The following is an 18,117-nucleotide window of genomic DNA, read 5'->3' as shown; positions in this document are numbered from 1 at the left end:
CGCAAATGGCCTAGAATTCGACAGATGTCCCCCGCCTCCGCCCGGCTGGCCTGGCTGGACGCCCTGCGGGGGCCCGCCGCGCTGGCCGTCACCGCGCACCACGCGGGCTGGTCCTTCGTCCCCGCCGCGTGGGCGGTCGTGGACCGCAGGATCGACCTCGGCACGTGGGGCGTCTTCGTGTTCTTCCTGGTCAGCGGCTACATCATCCCGGCGTCCCTGGAACGGCGCGGCGACCTGCGCGCCTTCTGGACCGGCCGGGCCTTCCGCCTGCTGCCGCTGCTGCTGGCCGCCCTCGGCCTGGCGTTCCTGCTCGCCCTCGCGGGCCTGTTCCCGCTGGATCCGCGCCTCGGCGAGCGTCCCGCGCCGCTGGTCGCGCTCGGCAACCTGACGATGCTCCAGGAACTGCTCAACCTGCCGCCCGTCATCGGCGTGACCTGGACGCTGTCGTACGAGATGGCGTTCTACCTGATCAGCGTGGCGCTGTTCGCGACCGGTCAGGCCCGCAGGTCGGCGGGCATCGCCGTCGCGCTGGCGGCGCTGGCCGTGCCGGCGGGGCTGCTGCTGCCGGGCGCGTCGATCAACGGCGGGGCCGACCTGACCGCCGCGCTGCTCGTCCTCGCGGTCGTGGCGGCGATCGCGGTCACCGTCCTCGGGGACGGCCGGGCCCGTACGGCGGCCGCCGCGGCGGGCGGGCTGCTCGGGCTGGCGCTGGTGGTCCTGGGCAGCCGGGCCGGCACCTGGCAGGGCGTGATCGTCCTGGCGGCCATGTTCGCCGGGACCGCGGTGTACCGCGCCGAGCAGGGCACGATCTCCTGGCGGGCCGCCGGGCTCGCCTGCCTGGCGGTGGTGGCCTGCGGCGTTGCCGCCAAGGACGACCCGGGATGGGCGCCCGCGCTCGTGCTCGCGTTCGCCGTGTTCGGGGTGGGGCTGGCGTTGCGCCACAGGGCGTTCCCGCGCGTCCTGACCCGGCTCGGGGTGATCAGCTTCTCCGTCTACCTGCTGCATCCGCTGCTGCTGCGCCTGCTGCCGAACCTGGTGCTGTACTACCTGGTCCTGATCCCGCTGTGCCTGGTGACGTACCACGTGATCGAGGCCCCGGCCCAGCGGCTCGGCCGCCGGCTGAGCGGGTCGCGGGCCCCCGTCCGGAAGTAGGGACCGACGCCGCGGGCGGGCACCCCCCAGCCCCCGCCCGCGCGTCCGGTGCCGCGAGCGGGTCCCGCTCGCGGAGGTGGCCGCCGCCGTCAGGCGACCACGAGTGACTGGGCCCTGAACTCCCTTCCCGCCACGATCTCCGAGACGAACCCGTCGGGTCCGACGGGCCGGTCGCCGATCAGCGTGACCCGGTGCAGCGTGCGCGGCACGTCGAGGTGGTCGAGGTCGGACGGGGCCAGATGGGCGGTGGCGCGGTTGTCCCAGAAGGCGACGCTGCCCGGCCGCCAGCGGAAGCGCACAGTGTACTCGGGCCGGGTGAGCTGCTCGTACAGCAGGTCGAGGAGGCGGCGGCTCTCCACGGCCGACAGGCCCACGATGTGGTCGGTGAACCCGGGGTTGACGAACAACGCCCGCTCACCGGTCTCCGGATGCACCCGCACCACCGGGTGCACGGAGATGAGCAGGTTGTCGTTGACGCGCTTGACCAGCTTGCCGTCCTCATCGGCGGCCTGGTAGCCGGCCAGGAAGCGGTGTTCGGCGCGCAGGCCGTCCACCAGGTCGCGCAGCGGCGCGGACAGGCCCTCGTAGGCGGCCACCAGGTTCGTCCACTGGGTGTCGCCGCCGAACTCCGGCACGGTCTCGGCCCGCAGGATCGAGGCGGCGGGCGGGTTGACGGCGGCGGTGACGTCGGTGTGCCAGCCGGAGAAGTAGGAGTAGCGCCTCCTCTGGTAGAGCTCGCGGTAGTTGACGCCGTAACGCTTCTCGTACCGGCGGGGGTCGATGGTCAGGATCTGCGGGAACTCCTCGGGCGGCGCGTCCTCGTGCGGGTGGGCGTGGGTCAGCTCGCCGAACTGGCGGGCGAAGGCGATCTGCGCGGCGTGGTCGAGCTCCTGCCCGCGGAAGAACACGACTTTGTACGCGAGCAGCGCCTGGCGGATCTCCTCGACCACGGACGGATCGAGCGGGTGGGCCAGATCGACGCCGGTGATCTCGGCGCCGATGTGCCCGGCGACGCGCCGGACGGTGAGCACGCTGGTGGGGGTCGACATGGTTCGGCCACTCCTCTGAGCTTCGGGGAAGGTCTGGGGGAAGGACGCTCGGGCGTCCGAGGAGAGCGGGGACCCGGAGGTCACCGCACGGCACAGAGCGCGCTCGCCTGCCGCCGGAGATCGACGTGGAGGCGGGCCACCAGAAGGCTCTTCACACCCCTGATCCTGCGCGAAATTCCCCACAAAAGCAATAGGTAATGCATGAAAGACGGATCAGCTCCTGCCGGGGCCGCCGTCCGTCACCGTGACCCGGCCCGAGTACGCCGAGGTGCCGTCCGGGTTGAGCTGGAGGATCGGGATCTCCTTGGTCTGGCGGGCGCCGCCCTCGACGATCCTGATCGGGCCGCTGGCGCCCTCGACCGACACCGTGCCGCTGGTCAGCATGTTCGCCATGTCCTGCGGCGAGGGCACGTCCGGCTCGCGGGCGAACGCCTTGGCCGTCTCCAGGGCCACGAACATGGCGTCGTGGTGCATGATCGCCATGCCGTCGTCGAGGCTCTCGTGCGGGAACATGCGCCGGAAGCTGTCGGGGTCGTCCCCCTCGAACCTGGCCCGGATCGCCGTGAGCACCCCGCCGCCGGGCAGCGCGAGGCTCGCCGGGTGGGCCAGGGCCGTGTAGAAGAGCCGGATCCGGGTGTCCCCCCACATGCCGAGGTCGACCTTGCGGTTCATCTCGCTGGCGTCGTCGCCGGTGACCACGGTGACGCCGGGCCGGACGCACCGCTCGCGCTGGCTGAGCGCCTGCATCAGCGCGGGCAGCTGCTCGCTGCGCCCGGCGTACAGGACGGTGTTCGCGCCGGAGTTGCAGACGCGCTCGGCGATGACGTCGAGCACGGTGCCGGAGAACCTGGTCGAGGAGTCGAAGGACAGCTCCATCACGCGTTCCCGGCCGGCCAGCGAGCCGGTGTAGAACCGGGCGAGGGTCTTGACGTAGCTGTCGGCCGGGTTGAGGTCCTTGATCACGACCGCCTTGAGCCCGGGGTTGACCTTCCTGGCGTGCACCACCCCGGCCTGGGCCTGCTCGCTGTTCAGGGCCGCGACGCGGGCCAGGCCGGGGAAGCCGGTGAGCTCGTCGGAGGTGATGACCGCCGAGACCATGGCGTACCGGCTCGCGCTCAGGCTCGCGACCGTCCCGCGGGTCGCGCCGGTGCTGGCGCCGAGCCCGGTCACGGCCACGATGTGCTCCTCCGCGGTCCGGTCCCGGACGGCCTCGACCGTCGGCTCCCAGTCCTGCGGCCCGTCGCTGGCCACCAGCACCCGCACGTACGGCGGCGAGGACGGCTGCCGGTTGCGCCACACCTGCGCCAGGTGGACGCCCTCCAGTCCGTGCCTGATGCTCTCCCGGTTCAGGGCGATGTCGGTGAGTGAGCCGGTCATCGGGAACATCGCGACGACGGTCACGTAGTCGTCCGGGTGCTCCTTCTCCACCGCGGCGTTCTCGGCGGCGATGCGGCTCATGACCGGGGCCAGGTCGGGCCCGAAGGCGTCGCTGTCGTCGGTGAGCCGCGCCGTCCTGACGTAGAGCCCGAGGACGACGACGGCCGCCACGACGAGCACCCCCGCCAGCGCCCTGCGCAGCAGGACGCGGTTGCGGCGGCCCGCCGCCCACTTCGCGCCGACCTCCGCCGGCGCCGGATCGCCCGCCCCGGCCGTGCCGAGGTCACCGTCGTCGCTCATACCTGTCGGCCTCCCGTAGCAAGATCGCCGGACTGGTGGTGGACCGCCTGGCCAGGTCCCGCAGCCCGCGCGCGACCTGCTCGGCCCGGCTCCCTGACGGGTCGAGCAGCGGGTCGAGCCAGAACCAGCGGTCCACGACCAGGGCCCTGACCACGACGAGCCAGTCCCCGCGCTCGTGCGGGGCGGCGGTCGCCACCAGGGAGTCGTACAGCTCGTCCAGGGGGGTGACCAGCGGCAGCCGGTTGGGGGCGGCGGTCACCTCGTTGAAGCCGGCCAGCCATTCCGGCAGCCGGCTGCGGCCGTCCTCGCGCACGTCGAGCCGGTCGAAGAGCCGGTGCAGGCGCCCGGCCACGTGGGCGAGATGGCCCTCGGGGTCGTCCGGGCCGACGCGGGCCAGGCGGTGGTGCAGGCTGCGCGGGTTCTCCTCGCCTCCGGGGCCGAGGTGGAAGCGTTCCAGGTCGTCGTGCACGTCGTCCCAGCGGCCGGTGACGGCGAGCCGGTGCAGCAGCAGCCGCCGCAGCCACGGATGGATCACGGTGACCTGGGGGCCGGGCGCCCCCTCGTAGCGGCCGTGCGGGTCCCGCTCCTCCGGACGGCGGTCGAGCCAGAGCAGGTCGGCCAGCTCGTTGCGCAGGTTCGGCGTCCGGCCGGCCCGCTTGAGCAGGGCGCTCTCGGCGTCGTCCACGTTCCTGGCCGCCGCCCAGTCGGTGAGCTCGTCGAGGTGGGCCAGGTGCAGCCGGTCGGGCCAGCGCAGCAGGTCCTCGCGGCACACGACGGCGCGGAAGGCGTCGTCGTCCTGGGCCGTGGCGGCGAGCCTGCCCAGGCGCCGGGTCACGGCCGGATGGCCGCCGGTCAGCTCCCGGACGGCCGAGGCATAGGCGCGCGACCTGTCGGCCTCCAGCGGCGGCATCAGCACGGGGTACCACCACGGCTGCTCCCGGGCGTCGTAGCCGGCCCGCCAGTCGCGGTAGCTCGCCTCCGCCAGCGTGGGCGGGTGGGCCGCGCCGGGCACGACCGTGCCGGGACGCGCCCACGAGCCCCCCATCGGCAGCCACTCCCTCGACTCGGCCACCACCAGCAGCGGGTCGGCGCCCTTGGCCGGGCCGAGCGCCCTGAGCAGCGCGCGGCCCGCCGCGGTCTCGGCACCCTCCAGCAGCAGCAGGCAGCTCCTGGCGTGGCGGTGGCTCTTGGACCAGGAGTCGGCGAGGTCGGCGACCAGGGCCCGGCACAGGATCGCCCCGGCGGACCCGGACGGGTCGCCGCCGTGGCCGTCCCGCCGTCTGGCCAGGTCGATCACGTTGCCGTTGGCCATCTGGGCGGCCAGCCACGTCCTGCCCTTGTCGTTGAGCAGCCTGACCACGCGGCGGCGCTGGCCCCGCGCGGCGTACTGGAGCACCGAGGTGAGCGCGGCCAGCGGCTCGGCCCCCGGGATGCGGCCGAGCAGGTCGCGCAGCAGGGACAGGGCGTCGGACAGCCGCTCGGGGTCGCCGCCGTCCACGAGGTCGTCCAGTTCGCCGGCCAGCTCGTTGTCGGAGCGGTCCCGCGGGTCCAGGGCCAGCACGTGCAGCGCGAAGACCACCCGGGGCAGCCGGACGCTGGAGGTCTCCATCAGGTCGTGGGCGATGCGCTCGACGGTCTTGACCACCGGCGCGTCGCGCAGCCCCGGCAGCCGGAAATCCACCCGCACCCGGGGCGACTCGGGCCTGGTGACGCTCCTCCAGACGCGGGTGATGCACACCTCGCGGTCGGTGCCGTCGGGGCCGAGCAGCACGATGACCGGGAGCCGGTCGCCGCTCCCGAGCGGGAGGCACTCCTTCGTCACCAGGCGAAGGTGAGCGTCGTTGAACGAATCCGCCATCGCAGCAACCTGCCGGGTCGTCGTCGCCGGTGCGTGCCCGAATGAGCCCGGGTGGGCCTGGAACGATTTCGCAGTGAGCATCGCCCCGCGGACGCTCGTTTCCATCATAGAAACGAAGCAGCGGACGTCGCGGAAAAACCCGGATGAATCCGGAGCCTCCGGCCGGGGCCGGAGGCTCCGGCCGGGGTCAGGGGTGCGGGCGCTCGTCCACCACCTGCAACACCTTCCCGGTACGCGGGTGCGTCACCAGCTCCGACGGCCGCACCCATTCCACGGTCAGCGGGTGCACCAGCCCCTCGGCCACGGACTTCGGGTAGAGCGGCTTGGCAGCGTACACGGCGTCCACGAGCCGCCGGGTCAGGCCGGGCGGCGGCTCCTGCGTGCAGGCCAGCCGGAGCAGCAGGCCGTCCTTGCCGTCCCAGCGGCGCTGGACCATCTGCATCGCCGACATCGCCCGGTCCGGGTCGGCGGCGACCAGCACGGCCCGGACGGCCTCGCTGGACATCGCCACCGTCTCCACCCTGGCCCCCTCCGACGTCCTGCCGACCAGCCGGAAGGCCCGGCATTCCGCGTCGGTCCACTCCCCCAGGTCGCCGACCGGGTAGCGGATGACCGGCATCAGCGTCCTGAACAGGTTGGTGACGACCACCCGCCCGCGCATGCCGGGCGTGGTGACCGGGTCGCCGGTCACCTCGTCGATCAGCTCCACCAGGGTGCGGTCGGGGAACGCCTCGTGCACCCGCACGTCCGCGCCCGCCACGGGGCCGCCGATCAGCCCGGCGTCCACGGAGGCGTAGCCGAGCGAGGCGATCACCGCGCCGGGGAAGGCCTTGGCGAGCTGCGGACGCAGGTCGTCGAAGAGCAGGTCGCCGGCGAACAGCAGCAGCTCCACGGTGTCCGCGCCGCGCCCGCGCGCGATCACCGCCTCGGCCACCTTGCCGAGCTTCATCGGCGGCCCCGCCAGCACGTGCACGCCGAACAGCTCGATCAGGTCGGCGATGTAGCCGTCCTCGGCGTGGCAGGCGATGGGCAGGCGCACGTTCTCCACGGGGGCGTTGTGCAGGGCGTGCTCGATGTAGAGGAAGCCGCCGTACATCTCGCCGGCGGAGAACAGGTTCGCCACCCGGTGGCCGGGCCGCAGCCCGGCCCGCACCATGCCGGCGCCGAACGCGGTCACCGAGTCGGCGTGCTCGGAGCGCGTCCATGGGGAGAACTTGGGCGCTCCGGTGGTGCCGCCGGAGGCGTAGACGCCGGCGTCGGTCAGGGGGCCGGTCAGCAGCCTGTTGTCCGGGTAGGTGTTGGCGGCCCAGAAGGCGTTCTGGTCGATGATCGGCAGCGCGGTGAGGTCGGCCACGCCGTCGGGCAGGTCGCGGTAGAGCTCGGCGTAGAACGGCGAGTGCCGGCGGGCGAAGCCGATCAGGTCACGCAGGGACTTGGCGGGCATGTGTCACTCCTTGGTCGTCGATGCTCAGATCCGGCTGCTTGCGAGACTGGGGACCCGCGCCAGCACCCGGCGGCGGTAGAACCACCAGTTGGTGGCCAGGAAGACGGCGTAGGCGCCGATGAACACCTGGAGGGCGGGCGCGACGGAACCCGACCCGGCCAGCGAGACGGCGAAGCCCCTGGGGATGAGGAACCCGCCGAACGCGCCGACCGCGGAGGCGATGCCGATGGCCGCCGCGGCCTCGCGCCTGGCCCGCAGCCGCACGTCCGGCGACCCGTGCCCGGCCTGCGCGGTGAAGATGGCCGGGATCATCCGGTACGTGGACCCGTTCCCCGCCCCCGAGGCGACGAACAGCAGCAGGAACGCGCCCAGGAAGAGCGGGAAGCTGTGCCGTCCGAGCGCGGCCAGCGCGGCCACGGCCCCGGCGGCCATGGCGACGAACGACCACGAGGTGACCCTGGCCCCGCCGTGCCGGTCGGCCAGCCAGCCGCCGACCGGCCGCGCCAGCGACCCGGCCAGCGGCCCGAGGAAGGCCAGGTACGGCGAGGCGGACTGGGCGAACGCCGACTGGGCGACCAGCGGGAACGCCGCCGAGTAGCCGATGAACGAGCCGAAGGTGCCGATGTACAGGAAGGACATCACCCAGGTGTGCGGACGCAGGAACGCCCTGCCCTGGGTGCCGAAGCCGGTCCTGGCGACGGCCAGGTTGTCCATGAACAGGTACGCGCACAGCGCGGCGGCCACGACGAGCGGCATCCACACCAGCCCGGCGTACGCCAGGCCGCCCGCCGCCACCAGCGGGATCAGCAGTTGCACGACCGCCACGCCCAGGTTCCCGCCGGCCGCGTTCACGCCCAGCGCGAACCCCTTGCGCCGCTCCGGGTAGAAGTAGGAGACGTTGGCCATGGAGGAGGCGAAGTTGCCGCCGCCGAGCCCGGCCGTGGCCGCGGCGGCCAGGAACATCCAGTAGGGTCTGGCCGGATCGGTGACCAGCCAGGCCAGCAGCCCCGTCGGCGCCAGGAGCAGCAGGGCGCTGGCCACGTTCCAGTTGCGCCCGCCGAAGGCCGAGACGGCGAAGGTGTAGGGCAGCCGCAGCGTGCTGCCGACCAGGTTCGGCACCGCGACCAGCCAGAAGAGCTGGTCCACGGTGAACGGGAAGCCCGCCTTCGGCAGCAGGACGACGACGGCGCTCCACAGCAGCCACACCGCGAAGCCGAGATGCTCGACGAAGATGGAGAAGATCAGGTTCCTGGTGGCGACGCGGCGTCCGACGGCCGCCCAGAACCCCGCGTCCTCGGGTTCCCAGTGCTCGATCCAGCGTCCGGTCCGCCGTTTCTGCCCGCTCATGAGGTCTTCCCTTCGCTGGTGGGACGGCCGGCGACCACGACGCCGTGGCCGCGGAACTCGGCGACGATCTCGCCCGCCGGGCGGCGCACGGTGACGTCGTAGACGCCGTGCCTGCCGTGCCTGGCCCGTTCCGTGGCCTCGGCCACCAGCACGTCGCCCGCCGCGGCCGGGCGCAGGAACGTCACCTGGGCGCTGTGGGCCAGCATGACCGGGCCGCGGCTGTTGCAGGCGTGGTCGAAGGCGGCGTCGGCGAGCAGGAACAGGTAGCCGCCGTGGGCGACGCCGTGCCCGTTCACCATGTCCTCGGTGACGCGCATGCGCAGCCGGGCCCGGCCGCCGGCGGCCTCCTCCAGCGCGATGCCGAGCGCCCGGCAGGCCGGGTCGGGACCGGTCGCGGGGCCGGTCGCGGGCTCGATCGCGGGGCCGGTCATGGGGTGGCTCCCAGCCAGGTCCTGGCCATGGACTGGACGGCCGAGCCGTCGGGGTCGGCCAGCTTGCCGGCCACGTACTGCGCCACCCAGGGGCCGGTCGGGATGCGGAAGGGCGGGTCGGCGGCGGTCAGCGCGTCCACGATCACGTCGGCCACCTGCCAGGAGGTCTGGCCGGCGCCCTCCCAGCCGGGGCCGCACACCCAGTCGAGGTAGGCGTCGAAGGCCGGGGCGTACGGGCCGGAGGCGGCCCGGATGGTCTTCCGGTTGATGTCCGGAAAAATCCCGAACCGGGTGTCGGAGACGAAGCCGGGCACCACCACGCTCACCCGTACGCCGTGCGCCGCCGCGACCGGCGCCAGGCTCTCCATGAACCCCTCGACCGCCGCCTTGGCCGCCGCGTACGCCTCGTTGAACGGCTGGCCCACGACGCCGTGCACGCTGCCGACCGTCACCAGCCGGCCTCCGGCGGCCCGCAGCAGCGGCATCGCCACCCGGCTGACCTCGATCACGCCGAAGAAGTTGACCTCGAAGTTGGCGCGCAGCGCCTCCGGCGTGGACATCTCCATCGTGGGGTCGAAGTTCGACACGCCCGCGTTGTTGACCAGCGCGTCCAGCCCTCCGTACGTCTCGCGCACGCCCTTCACGCACGCCCGCGCCGAGGCGGGGTCGGTGACGTCGAGCGGGCGGACGTCCAGGGTGACGCCGGCCCGGTCGGCCGCCGCGCGCAGGTCGCCGTCCCGGGCGGGGTCGCGCATGGTGGCCACCACCGTCATGCCGGCCCGCGCGGCGGTCACCGCCGTGGCCAGCCCGATGCCCGACGACGTCCCGGTGATCAGCACGGTCGTCATGACGCGCTCCCCGCCAGGTGCGCCCGCGGCTCGGCCCGGTCCATGCGGGCCTGGATCCCCGAGGCGGGCAGGAACGAGAAGGCGGCCAGCAGCGTGCCGCCGGCCATGACCGCCTGCGCCGCGCCGAGCACGCCCAGCGCGGGCGTCAGCAGCGTGACCGCCGACCCGCCCGCGAGCGCGGCCAGCGGGATCACCCCCCAGGTCGCCGTGCGGAACGCGGCGTGCATGACGCCCTGGTTCTCGGCGGCCATCCGCGACTGCCGGATCGGCGCGCTGCACACGTTGATGCACGACATGAAGAAGCCGTAGCAGCCGAACGTCACGCCGATCACCGGCGCGGCGGGCAGCGCGGGCGCGGCCAGCACGCCGAGGCCGACCAGGCAGTGCAGCAGCAGCGCCCAGGCCATGGTCCGGCCGAGCCCGAGCCGGTCGCTGATCTTCGGGGCGGCCAGCGCGCCGAGCACCGCGCCGACGGCCGCCGCCGACATCGCCGCCCCGAACACCCCCACCGAGACGCCGAGCCCCTGGTAGGCCAGCACCGGCAGGACCGTGACGAAGACCGGCCCGCCCGAGTTGAGCACCACCGCGGCCAGCACCACCCGGCGCAGCACCGGGTCGGCCCAGTTCAGCCGGAAGCCGAGCATCAGCCGCGAGCGCACCGGCACCCGCTCCCCGGTCGTGACGCCCCACGGCTTCATGGCCCGCAGGCACGCCGCCGAGACCAGGTAGCTGGCCGCGTCCACGAGCAGCGAGGCGACGCCGAGCAGGTGGTACAGGCCCGCCGCGATCGACGGCCCGGCCACCTCCGACACCGTGCTGCTGCCCTCCAGCCGCGAGTACGCCCGCACCAGCCGGTCCTGCGGCACGGTCGTGGGCACGGCGACGAGGTAGCCGATGTTGAAGAAGATGGTCGCGCCGCTGATCAGCGCCACGCACACGAACAGCACCGGCGTCGAGAGCACCCCGCACCAGTACGCGACCGGGATGACCCCCACCGCCACCAGCCGGACGAGGTCGCACACGACCATGGTCAGCCGCTTGTCCCACCGGTCCACGAGCACCCCGGCGATCGGCCCGAGCAGCGGGATGCCCAGGTACTGGGCCATGGCCACGATGCCGACCTCCAGCGCGGAGGCGTGCAACACGAAGATCATCAGCGTCGGCACGACGAACACGGTGATCCGGTCGCCGAGCAGGCTCACCGTCTGGCCGCTCCAGTAGAGGCCGAACTCCCTGCCGAGCGACCCCGGCATCCTCACTGCTCCTCCCGCACGACGAAGGAGGAGGTCTTGCCGGTGCGGTCGTTGCCGATCAGCGCGTCCACCGCGCGGACGCGGAAGGAGCCGGGGTCGTGCTGGAAGGCCGTGCTGAGGGTGAAGGTGGCGGCCAGGAGGTCGTGGCGCAGCCGTTCGGGCAGGTCGGGCGGGGTGTCGGGGCCGGTCAGCAGCAGCACGTCCACGCCGGAGACCCGGCCCTGCCGCTCGGTGATCAGGACCTGGGCGCGCAGCACGCCGGGCTCGCGCTCGGCCTGGGCGACGACGTCGTCCACGTGCAGGCCGAGGCCGCGCACCTGGACGACCGAGTCCCGGCGGCCCAGGATGCGCAGCGCCCTGCCGTCCCGGCCGCAGGGGCAGGAGACCAGGCGGCCGGCGTCGCCGGTGCGGTAACGCAGCACCGGGTTGAGCATGTCGGGGTTGAGCGTGGTGAAGTCCAGCAGCTCGTCGGCGTCGATGTGCACGAGCTGGTCGGGCAGCGGGTGGAAGACGTCGGCCGGGCAGTCCGGGGTGTTGGTGGCGGCGACCCAGGTCTCGGTGCTGCCGAACATGCCCCAGCGGCGGGCGTCCGGGGCGACCTCGGCCAGGTCCTCGTCGAGCTGGGGATGCCAGGCCTCGCCCAGCCAGAGCACCTTGCGCAGCGCGGGCAGGCGCAGGCCGGCCGCCCTGGCGTGGGCGAACCACAGCCGCAGCACGCTGGGCGTGCCGCCGAACGCGGTCACCTTGCGGTCGGCGAAGAAGCCGAGCCAGTCGCCGTACTCCTCCTTGCCGACCGAGCCCAGGGCGATGACCCGGCAGCCGGACAGGTCGGCGAAGGCGGCGGCCAGGAAGTGGGCGCCCCACATGCGGCCGGCGCCCCAGGCGTTGACGAAGACGTCGTCCGGTTCCAGGGGCTGCCAATGGCGGTGCACGCCCTCCATGTAGAAGCCGGTGGGAGCGTAGCCGACCTTGGGCGCGCCGGTGCTGCCACCGCTCTGGAACAGCCAGGTCGCGCCGTGCCCGGCCTTGGGCTCCAGGTGTGCGAGCGCGACGTTGAGGTCGTCCTTGACCAGCGGCGGCAGGGCGGCCAGGTCCTCCAGCGTGAGCACCTTCTCGTGGCCCTCGTAGCGCGGCGCGAGCGCGGGCACGCTCCTCAGCCGCTCCAGCGAGCGCCTCGGGACGTGCAGCAGCGGCTCGGCCGCCGCGGACGTCAGCGAGAACGATTCGGTCATGGGGGTCACCAGCTCTCGGGTTCGTGCGAAGGGTGGTTCTGCGGGAGGCCGGCTTGCGGAAGGCCGGCTTGCGGAAGGCGGTTCTGCGGGAGGCGGTCTTTGAGGAAGCGGGCGTGGCCGTCGCGGTAGGCCGTCCAGCGGGCGCGGGTGACGTCGCGCTGGAGGGTGCGGGCGGGGTCGCCGAGGTCGGGCGCGATCACGCCGTCGGGCTCCAGCTCGGAGAACCAGTAGCGCTCGCCGTCGTGCAGGAAGTCGACGCAGAAGAACGGGATGGGCAGCCGCTCGTAGAAGTACGCCGTGGCCGCCGCCAGCTCGGGCGGGACGGGCGGGAACTCCATCGTGCCGCCCCTGCTGGCGTTGGCGACCGGCGAGCCCGGCTCCGGGATGCGCTTCATGACCGCGATCGGCTCGCCGTCCACGACGTAGACGCGGTAGTCCACCGTGCCGTCGCCCAGGTAGGGCTGGACGACGAGCGTGGTGTCGCCGCCCTGGGCGAGGCTGGCCAGCCCGCGCAGCTCCTCGGAGTCGCGGGCCAGGTTCACCCCGCCGCCGCCGCACCAGCCGGACGGCTTGACCAGGGCCGGGTAGGTGAGACCGGCGATGGCGGCCTCGTACAGGTGCTTGCTGGTGTCCCGGCCGGTGCCGATGCGCAGGGTCGGGATCGGCGGCACGGGCGAGTCGCGCAGCCGCAGGACGGTGGCCAGCTTGTCGTTGGCCACGGGCGACAGGGACGGCGGGAACGGCAGGTAGAAGCCGGCCTCCTCCAGCACGGCGTAGAGGGCGTACTGGTTGAAGACGTCCATGGACTGGTAGGGCAGGGAGTACAGGGCGGTGATGAAGAGCGTGTCCTCGGGGGTGACGGGCTCGTCGTCCACGAAGACGCGGGGGCGGCCGGGCTCCAGGGCGTCCACGGTGACCGAGTCCGGGGAGTTCCTGGTCCAGCGCAGGCCGAGCTCGGCGGCGACCTCTTCGTACAGGTCCCAGAAGAACGGGTGCCACATCGCGGTGGCCCGGGTGGACTCCCGATCGGGGAAGATCCAGCACATACGGCGCAACGAGCTCATGACTCTCCCTTCTGGCTCGCCCACCAGCGGCGGCCTGGCTCGGGCAGGGTGTCGATCGGGTCGTAGAAGGGGAAGCGGCGTTCCGGGCCGGGCGGCTCCAGCCCGATCCCGTGGCTCCTGGTCCAGTACGAGACGCCGCGTTCCCGGTCGTAGGCGGCGGCCTGGTGCACCCAGCGCTTGCCGACGTAGGGCACGTCGCACACGATCCGGGGCGTGGCGTAGCCGGGCAGGTGGCCCATGATGGCCTCCTGGAGGTGCCGCGCCTGGTGCAGCGGGGTGCGCCAGTGCTCGGCGTTGGGGATCAGGTCGCAGACGTAGAAGTAGTAGGGCAGGATCCCGGCCTCGCCGTGCAGGGCGAAGCACAGGTCGAGCAGGTCGTGCGGGGTGGCGTTCACGCCGCGCATGAGCACGCCCTGATTGCGCACGTCCCGCACGCCGGCCGCGAGCAGGGCCCCGGCCGCCTCGGCGACCAGCGGCGTCACCGAGCGGGCGTGGTTGGCGTGGGTGTGCACGGCCAGGTTCACCCCGCGGGCCCGCGCGACGGCGGCCACCCGGCCCACGCCCTCGACGACGGCCGGCTGGAGCCAGTGCTGCGGCAGCCCGACCAGCGCCTTGGTGGCCAGCCGGATGTCGCGTACGGACTCCAGCTCCAGCAGCCGCAGCAGGAACGCCTCCAGCCGCGGCCACGGCATGTTCGCCAGGTCGCCGCCGGAGACCACCACGTCGCGGACGGCGGGCGTGCGCTTGAGGTAGTCCAGCATCAGCTCCTGCCGGTCCACCGGCCGCAGCGTGAGCCTGGCCTTGACGACCTGCGGGGTGGAGGTGCCGACCAGGTCCATCCGGGTGCAGTGGCCGCAGTACTGCGGGCACGTGGCCAGCAGCTCGGCCAGCACCTTCGTCGGGTAGCGGTGGGTCAGACCCTCCACCGCCCACATCTCGGCCTCGTGCAGCGAGTCCCGCTCGGCCCGCGGATGGCTCGGCCAGACCGGGTGCCGGTCGGAGGCGACCGGCACCAGGTAGCGGCGGACGGGATTGGCCAGGAACGCCACCGTGAACGCGGCCGGATCGCCGGCCTCGTCCGGCGCCATGACGTTGAGGAGCTGGGGCGTGACCAGCATGGACATGGTGGCGAAGCGGGCCGCGTCGGCGGCCAGGTCGGCGAGGAAGGCGTCCTGGAGCAGGTCGCCGGTGACGGCGCGGAGCTGAGCCGGGTTGCGCACGCAGTGGGCGCGCTGCCATTGGGCGTCGCGCCACTGCGCCTCGGTGACCCCGCGCCACCCCGGCAGCCGCCGCCAGTCGGGCTCGGCGAGCGCCCGCCGCGCGTACACGTAGGGCCGCTCGGCGGCGGTCCCGGACCCGGCGGTGACGGGCTGGGCGGTCCCGGGCTGGGCGGTCCCGGGCCCCGCGACGGCGGGCCGGGCGCTCCCGGTGCCGTCGGCGGGCCGGCGGGACGTGCCGTCGGTGGGCTGGTGGGACGTGCCGTCGGCGGGGTGGCGGGGCGTGTCGTCGTTCGGGCTCATCCGGCGAACAGCGCCGCGTGCCGGGTGCGGAGCTCGCGCTTGAGCACCTTGCCTGTGGGGCCGAGCGGGTAGTCCTGCTCGGTACGCGCCAGGATCACCGCGGCCAGCGTGGCCAGGCCCGCGTCGGCCAGCGCCTTGTTGGCCTTCTCCCTGATCTCGTCGGCGGTGACCGCGGCGGCCTCGGCCTGCGTCCGTACGACGGCGATCGGCACCTGCCCCTCGGGCCCCGGCACGCCGACGACCGAGCAGTCCTGAACGAGGTCCGCGCAGTCGGCGATGAGGACCTCCTCGACGGGCAGGCTGTAGACCGGCCCGGTCGCGGTGTCGATCACGTCCACGGTGCGGTCGAGGTGGTAGAAGTTGCCCTCGGCGTCCCGGCGGGCGACGTCGCCGGTGAGCCAGAAGCCGTTGAGCTCGAAGCTGCCGGTCAGCCTGGCGTCGTTCCAGTAGCCGGGGGTGCGCGACGGGGTGATCACGCCCAGCAGGCCGACCTCGCCGTCGGGCAGCTCCCGGCCGTTCTCGTCGAGCACGGCGGCCTTGATCACCGCGTCCTGGGGCTTGCCCACGCAGCGGTCGGCGCGCGGCGTCTCGGGCGAGGTGACCTGGCCGAACAACGCCATGCCCATCTCCGAGGAGCCGAGCCCGTCCACGAACTGGGAGCCGGGCAGCGGCTCGCCGGCGGCCTCGCCTTGCGGCAGCAGCCACGACCTGATCAGCCCCGCGGGCCGCTCGCCGAGCTGGACGAGCCGCCGGATGTGGCCGTAGTGGGCGCTGTCGCCGGTGTTGAACCAGGAGTGCACCCGGGCCGCGCCCCTGACCGGCAGCTCGCCGGTGGCCAGCTCGACGAACGTGCGCGGGAACGAGGCCACCATGGTCGGCTGGAACGCCTCCATGACCGGCTCCACCCCGGCCCGCCGCCAGTCCGACATGATCACGGTCGGCAGCCCGAGCAGCACCGCGGTGAGGAAGTAGCTGAGCCCGCCCGCGTGCGTGTGCGGCATGAGCGACATCAGCCGGTCGTACGGCTCCGCCGGGAAACGCACCATCCGGAGCTGTTTGCCGTCCCAGAAGCTGCGATGTCCGAGGATGGTGGACTTGGGGGTGCCGGTGGTGCCGGAGGAGTGGATGAGCGCCACCACGTCGTCCGGCTCGTGCCGGTACGGGTACTGCTCCGGCAGCCCGGCCGACGCCGCGTCGTGGGCCCGCACCTCGGCCGCCAGGGCGACGAACCGGGGCCGCGCCCGCGGCGTGTTGCGGTAGGCGAGCTGCAGCCGGGTCGTGTCGTCGGCGACCACGCCCACCACGCCGACGTGCTCCAGATAGCCGGCCATGACGTCGGCCCGCATGGCGTCGTTGACCATCGCCGGGATCGCGCCGAGCGCGGTGAGCGCCAGGAAGTGCAGCAGCGGCTCCAGTCCCTCGGCGACGACGACGCCCACGGGCTCGCCGGGCCGCACGCCGTTGGCGTGGTACCAGGTGGCGTACCGGTCGCGCAGGGCCGCGAGGTCGGTCAGGCTGTGGCCGCGTAACACGACCTGGCCGCGGTGGTCGGCGTGGTGGCTGAAGACGAAGGGCACCGACCGGTTGGGGTTGGCCGCGAGCGCGTGGTCGAGGAAGTTGCCCGCGCCGAGGCCGGGCTCGGTCATGAAGCCCTGCCGTACGGCCAGGGGGGCGATCGGGGTCGGGTCAGTCATGGATGTGCCTCCACGTCGCGTCGATCTCCGCGGCCACCCGGTGTCCTGAGCGGATGGCGCCTTCCATCAGGCCGAAGAACTCGGTGCTCGTCTCGGTGCCGGCCCAGTGCACCCGCTGGTGGGGGGTCGTCAGCCGCGGGCCGAGCCGCAGCCAGTCGCCCGGCCCGAACAGCGCCGCGTAGCAGCCCCGGCTGTGCTCCTCGCTCAGCCAGTCGGTCACGTGGCAGGCGTCCGGGGCGGGCAGCCCGGGGAACAGCCGCGCGACCTGGGCGCGCGCCCGCTCGGCCTGCTCGCGCGGGGGCAGCGCGGCGAACGCCTTGGCCTGCGCGCCGGTCACGAACCCGGTCAGCACGCCCGCCGAGCCGCCCGCGGGCGAGTCGTCCACGGTGGACAGCAGGGGGCCGTCCGCGCTGACCGACCAGCCCGAAAGGCCCTGCTCGCGCCAGAGCGGCGCGGGGTAGACCAGGTGCACCTTCACCGCGCAGCCGGGCGCCGTACGGGGGCCCGAGCGCGGCGCGGGCAGGCCCGGCCGGAACTCCACGGCGTCGGCCCGCACCGGCGGCACGGCGACCACCACCGCGTCCGCCCTGGTGGCGCCGGTCGCGGTGACGACGTCCACGCCGGAGGCGTCCTGGTGGACCGCGCGCACCGGCTCGCCGAGGCGCACCCGGTCGCCGAGCCGGGCGGCCAGGCGCAGGGACACCTGGTGGGCGCCGCCGTCGATCCGGTCCTCCTGCGCGCCGCCCGCGAAGGCGTTCAGGTAGCGCAGGCCGCCGCCCGAGCGCAGGTAGAAGGCCAGGTGCAGGACGGACACGTCCGCCGGGTCGGCGGCCATCATCTCGCCGGCGAACAGCGGGAAGAACAGCCGCGCGTCGGGGTGCGTCAGGTGCTCGGCGGCCCAGTCCGCCGCGGTGGTGGCGTCCAGGCGGGCGGCGTCCGGCGTCAGCCAGGGGGCGTCGGGACGGACGGCGGCGGCCAGCTCCTCCAGCGCGTCGAACAGGCCGCCCAGCGCGACCGCCGACAGGGGCGGGAACTGCCGGGTGACGGGCTCGCCGCCGAGCGCGAACCTGGCCGCCCCGGCCACGGGGGCCGGGGTGGTCTTCAGGTCCAGGTCGGCCAGCAGGGCCGTCAGCGCGGTGTGCCGCTCCCCCAGGTACGCCGCGCCCGCGTCGGCCCAGCCGCCGGGGGCGACCTCGATGCCGTGCGTACGCCCGCCGACCCGGTCCCTGGCCTCGATCACGGTGACCTCGGCGCCGGACGCGGCCAGGTCGGCGGCGGCGGTGAGCCCCGCGAGACCCGCTCCCACGACGACGACCCTCATGCCAGGCTCGCGATCTTCTTGGCCAGCGCGGCCGGGGTGGAGGCGTCGAGGAAGTCGTCGAAGTCCAGCTCGGCGCCGCAGTCGCGGGCGATCGCGCTGAGGACGCGGGTGGCGAGCAGCGAATCCCCACCCAAGACGAAGAAATCGGAATCATCCGTTATTTCGGGGTTTTCCAGTACCCGCCGGAAGATGTCTGAGACGGCGGTGACGTCCACGTGCATGATCTC

At 73.7% G+C, this 18,117-nt stretch carries 16 protein-coding genes; 1 reads left to right on the top strand and 15 read right to left on the bottom strand.

Annotated features, from left to right (window positions below):
- Window positions 1-24: 24 nt before the first annotated feature.
- Complete coding sequence (locus ACIBQ8_RS15395; RefSeq protein WP_397192225.1) at window positions 25-1,152, top strand: acyltransferase family protein; 1,128 nt, start codon at window positions 25-27, stop codon at window positions 1,150-1,152.
- Window positions 1,153-1,241: 89 nt separating this feature from the next.
- On the opposite strand, the gene ACIBQ8_RS15390 is transcribed toward ACIBQ8_RS15395, so the two are convergent.
- The 15 genes from ACIBQ8_RS15390 to ACIBQ8_RS15320 all read right to left on the bottom strand — a co-directional run bounded on the left by ACIBQ8_RS15390 (window position 1,242) and on the right by ACIBQ8_RS15320 (window position 18,105).
- Window positions 1,242-2,201 (bottom strand): TauD/TfdA dioxygenase family protein, encoded by a 960-nt coding sequence (locus ACIBQ8_RS15390; RefSeq protein ID WP_397176000.1) that lies wholly within the window; start codon window positions 2,199-2,201, stop codon window positions 1,242-1,244.
- 80 nt (window positions 2,202-2,281) lie between these two features.
- Window positions 2,282-2,404, bottom strand: coding sequence for a putative leader peptide (locus tag ACIBQ8_RS15385; protein WP_397175998.1), 123 nt, complete (start codon window positions 2,402-2,404; stop codon window positions 2,282-2,284).
- 10 nt (window positions 2,405-2,414) lie between these two features.
- Window positions 2,415-3,878, bottom strand: a complete 1,464-nt coding sequence (locus ACIBQ8_RS15380; protein WP_397192224.1) for a hypothetical protein — start codon at window positions 3,876-3,878, stop codon at window positions 2,415-2,417.
- A complete protein-coding gene (locus ACIBQ8_RS15375; RefSeq protein WP_397175994.1) occupies window positions 3,862-5,700 on the bottom strand; it encodes a hypothetical protein in 1,839 nt (612 codons plus the stop codon). Before ACIBQ8_RS15375 ends, ACIBQ8_RS15380 begins: the two co-directional genes overlap by 17 nt.
- A gap of 223 nt (window positions 5,701-5,923) precedes the next feature.
- On the bottom strand, window positions 5,924-7,180 hold the full coding sequence (locus tag ACIBQ8_RS15370; RefSeq protein ID WP_397192223.1) for a phenylacetate--CoA ligase family protein: 1,257 nt from the start codon (window positions 7,178-7,180) through the stop codon (window positions 5,924-5,926).
- A 24-nt stretch (window positions 7,181-7,204) separates the two neighbouring features.
- Window positions 7,205-8,527, bottom strand: coding sequence for an MFS transporter (locus ACIBQ8_RS15365; protein ID WP_397192222.1), 1,323 nt, complete (start codon window positions 8,525-8,527; stop codon window positions 7,205-7,207).
- Entirely contained in the window at window positions 8,524-8,958 is a 435-nt protein-coding gene (gene paaI, locus ACIBQ8_RS15360; RefSeq protein ID WP_397192221.1) for a hydroxyphenylacetyl-CoA thioesterase PaaI, read from the bottom strand. Before paaI ends, ACIBQ8_RS15365 begins: the two co-directional genes overlap by 4 nt.
- Window positions 8,955-9,806, bottom strand: coding sequence for an SDR family NAD(P)-dependent oxidoreductase (locus ACIBQ8_RS15355; RefSeq protein ID WP_397192220.1), 852 nt, complete (start codon window positions 9,804-9,806; stop codon window positions 8,955-8,957). The genes paaI and ACIBQ8_RS15355 overlap by 4 nt, the downstream gene beginning before the upstream one ends.
- Window positions 9,803-11,059, bottom strand: coding sequence for an MFS transporter (locus ACIBQ8_RS15350; RefSeq protein ID WP_397192219.1), 1,257 nt, complete (start codon window positions 11,057-11,059; stop codon window positions 9,803-9,805). Before ACIBQ8_RS15350 ends, ACIBQ8_RS15355 begins: the two co-directional genes overlap by 4 nt.
- A 2-nt stretch (window positions 11,060-11,061) precedes the next feature.
- Complete coding sequence (locus tag ACIBQ8_RS15345) at window positions 11,062-12,291, bottom strand: phenylacetate--CoA ligase family protein (RefSeq protein WP_397192218.1); 1,230 nt, start codon at window positions 12,289-12,291, stop codon at window positions 11,062-11,064.
- A gap of 5 nt (window positions 12,292-12,296) precedes the next feature.
- Window positions 12,297-13,355, bottom strand: coding sequence for a RimK family alpha-L-glutamate ligase (locus tag ACIBQ8_RS15340; protein ID WP_397192217.1), 1,059 nt, complete (start codon window positions 13,353-13,355; stop codon window positions 12,297-12,299).
- Window positions 13,352-14,875, bottom strand: coding sequence for a KamA family radical SAM protein (locus tag ACIBQ8_RS15335; RefSeq protein WP_397192216.1), 1,524 nt, complete (start codon window positions 14,873-14,875; stop codon window positions 13,352-13,354). Before ACIBQ8_RS15335 ends, ACIBQ8_RS15340 begins: the two co-directional genes overlap by 4 nt.
- Complete coding sequence (locus ACIBQ8_RS15330; RefSeq protein WP_397192215.1) at window positions 14,872-16,569, bottom strand: class I adenylate-forming enzyme family protein; 1,698 nt, start codon at window positions 16,567-16,569, stop codon at window positions 14,872-14,874. Before ACIBQ8_RS15330 ends, ACIBQ8_RS15335 begins: the two co-directional genes overlap by 4 nt.
- The gene (locus ACIBQ8_RS15325) at window positions 16,562-17,890 is read right to left on the bottom strand and encodes a flavin monoamine oxidase family protein (protein WP_397192214.1); all 1,329 of its coding nucleotides are present in this window, start codon (window positions 17,888-17,890) and stop codon (window positions 16,562-16,564) included. Before ACIBQ8_RS15325 ends, ACIBQ8_RS15330 begins: the two co-directional genes overlap by 8 nt.
- Window positions 17,887-18,105 carry a phosphopantetheine-binding protein gene (locus ACIBQ8_RS15320; RefSeq protein ID WP_397192213.1) on the bottom strand — a complete coding sequence of 73 codons (219 nt, stop codon included), beginning with the start codon at window positions 18,103-18,105 and terminating at the stop codon, window positions 17,887-17,889. Before ACIBQ8_RS15320 ends, ACIBQ8_RS15325 begins: the two co-directional genes overlap by 4 nt.
- Between the last annotated feature and the right edge of the window lie 12 nt (window positions 18,106-18,117).

This window comes from Nonomuraea sp. NPDC049646, from assembly GCF_044465525.1.
In the GTDB taxonomy this organism is placed as follows: Bacteria; Actinomycetota; Actinomycetes; order Streptosporangiales; family Streptosporangiaceae; genus Nonomuraea.
This window is presented reverse-complemented; position numbering and strand designations above follow the sequence as displayed.